We start from the raw sequence: 5,376 nt of genomic DNA on the forward strand, positions 1-5,376 counted from the left end.
TTGGAGCTTGTTTAGACAATGCTGTCGTCGAACGGTTCTTCGGTAGCTTGAAAAATGAATGGCTACTCAATGTGGTTTATTTAACGCGTGATGCAATGAAAGAAGATGTTGAAGAATATATCCGGTACTACAACCATGAAAGGTTGCATACTACGCTTGGTGATTTAACGCCAATCGACTATGAAAAATTACAAAGTCAGGTGTCCTATTGGGCTTGACCAGAATAGGTTTCTAGCGCATGCGGGATAGGTTTGAGTTGGTCGGTAAATAATTGACGCATAACTTCACGATACTGAGGCTCCAGTATTTCCATTGGAATAGTCAACCCGACACTCTCACTGATATCTTTGAGAATATCGAACATTTTCCCGCCCTGAAAGTTCGCCATGCAGTTGTCATAACTTACTTTAGCACCGTAATTGGCAAATACTTGTACTAATGCTTGGCAGCAGAGCGTTTCGCTATCCACTAGCGTGCCATCGCAATCAAATATAACGCATTTGATCTGGAATTGAGACATCCTTGCTACCCTCTTTTAAAATTTATACTTTCAGTCTGGCTTTGAGAGATAAATTAAGAAAGCAAAGGTTAGGTAAACTGTTAGATCAAACCGAATCAAACTCTAGAAATTCAAACAAGATCACTTTTGTTAACAATACAAGGAGAGCAAACATCCCATTGATATGGTTAATATGACTTTATAATGGATAAACTATGATTGTTTTTTTATCATTTGGCTGTTGGTATAAATCAATTACAGAGGCAAAAAATGGTAATGCTGTTTCTACTTGATAGCCGCTTGATAAATACACATCTGAAAGCAATAAATACTCAGAAGGATCTTCGGTCGTTGCCACGCTTTTATGTGCAATCAATGCTGCCACCGCTTCACCTTGTTTAAACCCCATGTACAATTGGTAATCATCATCTAACATAATTTGAGTTAAAAACTCGATCACCAACTTTTCTTGTTCTGGTTGCTGTGACCACGCTTTTGCTTGCAGAATCGAAAACATAATGGTTAAGCGATGAAAATCAACCAACACCACTTCATCTAACCAAATTGGATATTGACTGGCTTGAGATAATAGCTCGCTAGAAATTTGAGTAGTAAAGGTCTTTGTCGCTTGCGCCGCAAGGTATAACTCTCGCCCTTGTAGGCTTTCTGGCGTTGGGAATGCCACATCAACATGGTGAGATAACCATTGTATCTTTTGTGCAATTAACTGAGATACTCGCGACTCCATAATATTTCCTATCATCCATCAAATTTTTTCTGTTCAGAAAGAGCCAATGACCATAGCACTTTCAAGCAATAAGTAACAGGATACTTGCCAATAAAAAAGCCTAGTAAATATTCACTAGGCTTTTAGGATCACTAATAACAGTTGCTATTTAAAATCAATGATTTATTAATCTGATCATGAATTTAAACCCAAGACTTAACTTGCTTTATTCTGCATCTTTAAGGGCTTTTTCTTGCGCCAGCATTTCTGGTGTTTTATACGCTTTCGTGCCCCATAGAGGAACCGTTGATAGGCTATGTTTGAAACTGCCCGATGTCTCTTTAGTCGAATAAGAAAGGTACATTAAGGTTTGGCTCTTAGCATCAAAAATACGGCGGATCTTCATGGTCTTAAAGAACACGCTTTTTGATTTTTTAAAGACCGTTTCACCTGATTCTGAGCGATCAATACCCGCAATCATTTCAGGGGTAATTTCTCCGGTTTGACGGCAAGAAATCGAGCTATCACTCGGATCAGATAAACTTAAATTCGCTTCAATTGAGGCTATATGACAGGTCACACCGGCAACTTCTGGATCAATTAAAGTGTTCAATTTAATATCTTTGGTGGTGAATAGCCCTAAAGACACATCCCCAACCTCATTGTTATCACACCCTGCTAAAATGGTCACCAAGCTTAGAGCCACAATTAACTTTTTCATTTTATTCCTTTAAATTCATATTGTTTTAAATCAGTTTATCACAATTACCTTGAAAAATTATCACTACTACCTTGAAAAACACCGCAACCAAATAATCACAATTGCATTATTGAGTTTGTTGATTTTCTTACCTACGACGACGATTCCAATAAATCAAACCTAACAATGCCAATCCAAAACCACCTAAAGAGCCACCACCAGAACTGCTATTAGAGGATTCGTTATTGCTATCATCATCGGTTTCATTCATAGCCTGTTTTGGGGTAGCCGTACCATTTAATACCGAGCTGATCCAGCCTTGATAATCCACCAGTTCAGTATATACACTTTGGACAACTTGGCTGGTATCACCACACGATTCAGGTCCAAAGCTGACTAAACCCGCTTGGTATGTCGTATTATTTCGCCTGTAAAGCAATGGCACACCTGAATCTCCCTGGCAGGCTCCTGTACGCAGCATATTCGCTATGGAACCTGTTACACAAATTTGTGCATCATCTACATCAGGGTAGTTTTTCTGACACTCATCTGCTGTTATATAACTGACTTTAGTCTTTTGTAATACTTTAGAATTGTTTTCATTTGGATTGGAGGTTTCAGGCCCGGTATTACCGTAGCCGATCAGAGTAAATTGAAAATCATTACTACGGTAGTCACTCTCACTCCCCGCTATTGCAACATAGCTATTACGCGAAACATCATCACTGCTAATGGGCTCTGAGAGTTTTAGAATTGCAATATCTTGGGATAAATTATTATTGATGTTGTAATCATCATGATAATAGATAGATTCAACCGAATACTTAGTATTAGCAAATATATCGGAATTGATATTTTGCACCTTAAATACCACCGCCAATCTTTTGTTTTCTTCTTTTTGAGCATCAGTGATCGCCTCAACACAATGGGCAGCGGTCAACACATGACGTTCGTCCAGTACAGTTGAGCCACACAAAGTAACAAGATAACCATTAGGATATTCTGTGGTTGTGGTATCTAAATAGTCTTTGATCAATAGCCCCATGTAAGGAAATGCAGCAACATCCGCTTCATTACCATTAATGATATAAGGAACAATTGAGTAGCCCTTCGCATCTTCATTGGCGTAGACATTTGCGCTTAGTGCTAAAGCACAACACATTGAGGTATTTGATACCGTAAAAAATTTCATCACATCCATGCTTTTAAAATCCATTCATCTAAAAAATAATGTCGTCTCTTATTGTTGGCTCCATTTACCAACGCTTCCATTTAGCTAATTTATCACCAAATCATGTTTGAATAGCGAGTTATTTAGGCAAATAAAGTAAATCTAGCCTATTAAGATCACAACCTATCGTTTTTGTTTTACATCAAGCGGAACTTTTCTTATGCTTTGCGCTCTACTTGCTTGTCTCTTAACTTTATAAAGAATCTCATGCCAAAATATTTAAAAAGTCTGTTTTTATTTGCGATAACCTTAACATTTTTATCTGCTTGTTCTGATAATGGCAAGCCAGAGTTAGGTGTCCAATATAAGAAATTACCAACTGCATTAACCCAACCGGATATTAAACCGGTAACCGAAGTTTTCTCGTTAACTTGCGGTCATTGCCGTAATTTAGAACCGTCCCTTGCTGAGCTCGAAAGCTTAACTCATCAAAAATTTGGCAAGGTACACGTTACCTTCAACGACCAAGCTCAAACTGCAGCCTTATTCTATTATGCAGGGGTAATGCAGCTAAACCATATTCCAGACGAAAAAATGATGTCTGAATTATTCGCAGCGGTTCAATTAGGTGAAGGTTCGACCTTAACTCAGCAACAACAAGCGATTGAGCAAGTATTCACCTCTCGTCATATCATTAGTCCATACAACTTTGATGAACTGCAAAAGAAAGCATTATTAGAGTACTTAAAAGGCGCAATGGCGATCACCAACCAAGCTAAATTTGATGCAGTACCTACCTTTATCGTTAACGGTAAATATCAAGTTCTCATTCCTGGTCATAAAGATATTCAAGATATCGCAAACACGATAAACTACTTGTTAAAACAACCATAAATCGATTAAAGGATTAAGTTAAGTGAAGATTTTATTGCCTGTACTGTTACTTCTAGGCGTGCTGTTTTTATTGTATCGTTCAATGAATGATCAAAAAGCAGCAGAAGAAAATATCAAAGCGGGTACAGCCTTTCTGGCGGATAATGCCAATAAAGAAGGCGTGATCACAACCCCAAGCGGTTTGCAGTATTTGGTATTAGAAAAAGGTAGCGGTGAAGAACACCCAAGCGCCAACAGTAAAGTGCGCGTTCATTATCAAGGTACATTACTCGATGGTACGGAATTTGATAGCTCATACAAACGTGGTGAGCCAATTGAATTTAAGTTAAATCAAGTGGTAAAGGGCTGGCAAGAAGGTCTACAACACATGGTTGTCGGTGAGAAAATCCGTTTATTTGTGCCCTATCAACTGGGTTACGGTAAATCGGGTAGCGGCCCTATCCCTGCTGGTGCAACCTTGGTTTTTGAAGTGGAATTATTAGATATTGTTAAGTAGTTTCTGTTTGACAGAAATCTAGAATTCGGCATAAAAAACCTGAAAACTTGTTAGCTAGAAAGAGCTTTCGTTTTCAGGTTTTTTTGTGTCTGCTTAATATTAGTGTCAGCTGAACAAGAGCAAACCATTACAGATGTTTAATGATCGAAAAAATGGACACTAAGCGACTTGAGTACTGCTTTCAACTAATTTACCATCAACCACCATAATACACGCCATTCCTGCCGCTATAGCAGCCTGGCGTCCAATCTCGGTGTCTTCAAATACCACGCAATCTTTTGGCTCGATACCTAAGCGTTCTGCTGCCAATAAAAAGGTATCGGGATTGGGCTTATGATTGGTCACATCTTTCGAAGTAACTAACGCATCTATCATTGGCAACATACCGTTGTATTCTAATAACTTCATGGCATTGTTATGGTTACTTCCGGTGCCAATCGCCATTTTTTTCAGCCCTTGGAACTGCTCTAATACTTGGTAAGTACAATCAATAACTTTTCCGTCATGGATAAGAGAGGCAAAGTAACCTATCTTAGTTTGTGCCACCACTGCGGGATCGATATCGATGTTATACTTTGCATTTAACTGCTTAGCCACTTTTAAGGTGGGCATCCCTCCCATACTGTGGATCCATTCTTGTTCGTATGGAAAGTTATATTGCTCTGCCGTTTGTTGCCACGCTTTTAAGTGCGATGGCATGGTATCGATTAAAGTGCCATCCATATCAAAAATGAGTGCTTTATAATGAGATACATCTACGGTCATATTACCACCTTAAATCCATTGCACTGATATGTTAGTCGATACAATAAATACCAACCGACCAATCACATAAGTCTACTGCTTTTTTAAACACCACTGTCGAACATTTCAAAACCGCGTTCATACT

8 protein-coding genes are annotated in these 5,376 nt (G+C 38.6%); 3 read left to right on the forward strand and 5 right to left on the reverse strand.

What is annotated here, in order from left to right:
* Positions 1-218 (forward strand): IS3 family transposase (locus tag HC723_RS16225; protein WP_190339826.1); only part of this gene is annotated, 218 nt, incomplete at its 5' end.
* On the opposite strand, the gene HC723_RS16230 is transcribed toward HC723_RS16225, so the two are convergent.
* From HC723_RS16230 to HC723_RS16245, 4 genes are all read right to left on the reverse strand, one after another.
* Positions 206-520 (reverse strand): HAD hydrolase-like protein, encoded by a 315-nt coding sequence (locus HC723_RS16230; protein ID WP_190339827.1) that lies wholly within the window; start codon positions 518-520, stop codon positions 206-208. The two genes, HC723_RS16225 and HC723_RS16230, sit on opposite strands and share 13 nt — an antisense overlap.
* A 178-nt stretch (positions 521-698) precedes the next feature.
* Positions 699-1,247 (reverse strand): flavodoxin, encoded by a 549-nt coding sequence (locus HC723_RS16235; RefSeq protein WP_190339828.1) that lies wholly within the window; start codon positions 1,245-1,247, stop codon positions 699-701.
* A 205-nt stretch (positions 1,248-1,452) separates the two neighbouring features.
* Positions 1,453-1,947: a CreA family protein gene (locus HC723_RS16240; RefSeq protein ID WP_153448546.1), complete on the reverse strand. Its 495-nt coding sequence runs from the start codon at positions 1,945-1,947 to the stop codon at positions 1,453-1,455.
* 127 nt (positions 1,948-2,074) lie between these two features.
* Complete coding sequence (locus tag HC723_RS16245) at positions 2,075-3,127, reverse strand: S1 family peptidase (RefSeq protein ID WP_190339829.1); 1,053 nt, start codon at positions 3,125-3,127, stop codon at positions 2,075-2,077.
* A gap of 237 nt (positions 3,128-3,364) precedes the next feature.
* On the opposite strand from HC723_RS16245, the gene HC723_RS16250 reads away from it, so the two are divergent.
* Together HC723_RS16250 and HC723_RS16255 are read left to right on the forward strand one after the other, a co-directional pair.
* A complete protein-coding gene (locus tag HC723_RS16250; protein ID WP_190339830.1) occupies positions 3,365-3,991 on the forward strand; it encodes a thioredoxin domain-containing protein in 627 nt (208 codons plus the stop codon).
* An 82-nt stretch (positions 3,992-4,073) separates the two neighbouring features.
* Positions 4,074-4,487, forward strand: a complete 414-nt coding sequence (locus HC723_RS16255; protein ID WP_190339831.1) for an FKBP-type peptidyl-prolyl cis-trans isomerase — start codon at positions 4,074-4,076, stop codon at positions 4,485-4,487.
* Between the two features lie 159 nt (positions 4,488-4,646).
* Here the strand turns inward: HC723_RS16255 and HC723_RS16260 are convergent, their stop codons facing one another.
* Positions 4,647-5,252: an HAD family hydrolase gene (locus HC723_RS16260; RefSeq protein WP_153448543.1), complete on the reverse strand. Its 606-nt coding sequence runs from the start codon at positions 5,250-5,252 to the stop codon at positions 4,647-4,649.
* Between the last annotated feature and the right edge of the window lie 124 nt (positions 5,253-5,376).

Origin of the sequence: Vibrio sp. S11_S32 (assembly GCF_014694465.1) — a bacterium.
GTDB lineage: Bacteria > Pseudomonadota > Gammaproteobacteria > Enterobacterales > Vibrionaceae > Vibrio > Vibrio algicola.

Bases quoted from the DNA above. Each gene is read 5' to 3' on its own strand.
- HC723_RS16255 (WP_190339831.1), top strand. From the start codon at position 4,074: ATGAATGATCAAAAAGCAGCAGAAGAAAATATCAAAGCGGGTACAGCC.
- HC723_RS16250 (WP_190339830.1), top strand. From the start codon at position 3,365: ATGCCAAAATATTTAAAAAGTCTGTTTTTATTTGCGATAACCTTAACA.
- HC723_RS16235 (WP_190339828.1), bottom strand. From the start codon at position 1,247: ATGGAGTCGCGAGTATCTCAGTTAATTGCACAAAAGATACAATGGTTA.
- HC723_RS16260 (WP_153448543.1), bottom strand. From the start codon at position 5,252: ATGACCGTAGATGTATCTCATTATAAAGCACTCATTTTTGATATGGAT.
- HC723_RS16240 (WP_153448546.1), bottom strand. From the start codon at position 1,947: ATGAAAAAGTTAATTGTGGCTCTAAGCTTGGTGACCATTTTAGCAGGG.
- HC723_RS16245 (WP_190339829.1), bottom strand. From the start codon at position 3,127: ATGGATGTGATGAAATTTTTTACGGTATCAAATACCTCAATGTGTTGT.
- HC723_RS16230 (WP_190339827.1), bottom strand. From the start codon at position 520: ATGTCTCAATTCCAGATCAAATGCGTTATATTTGATTGCGATGGCACG.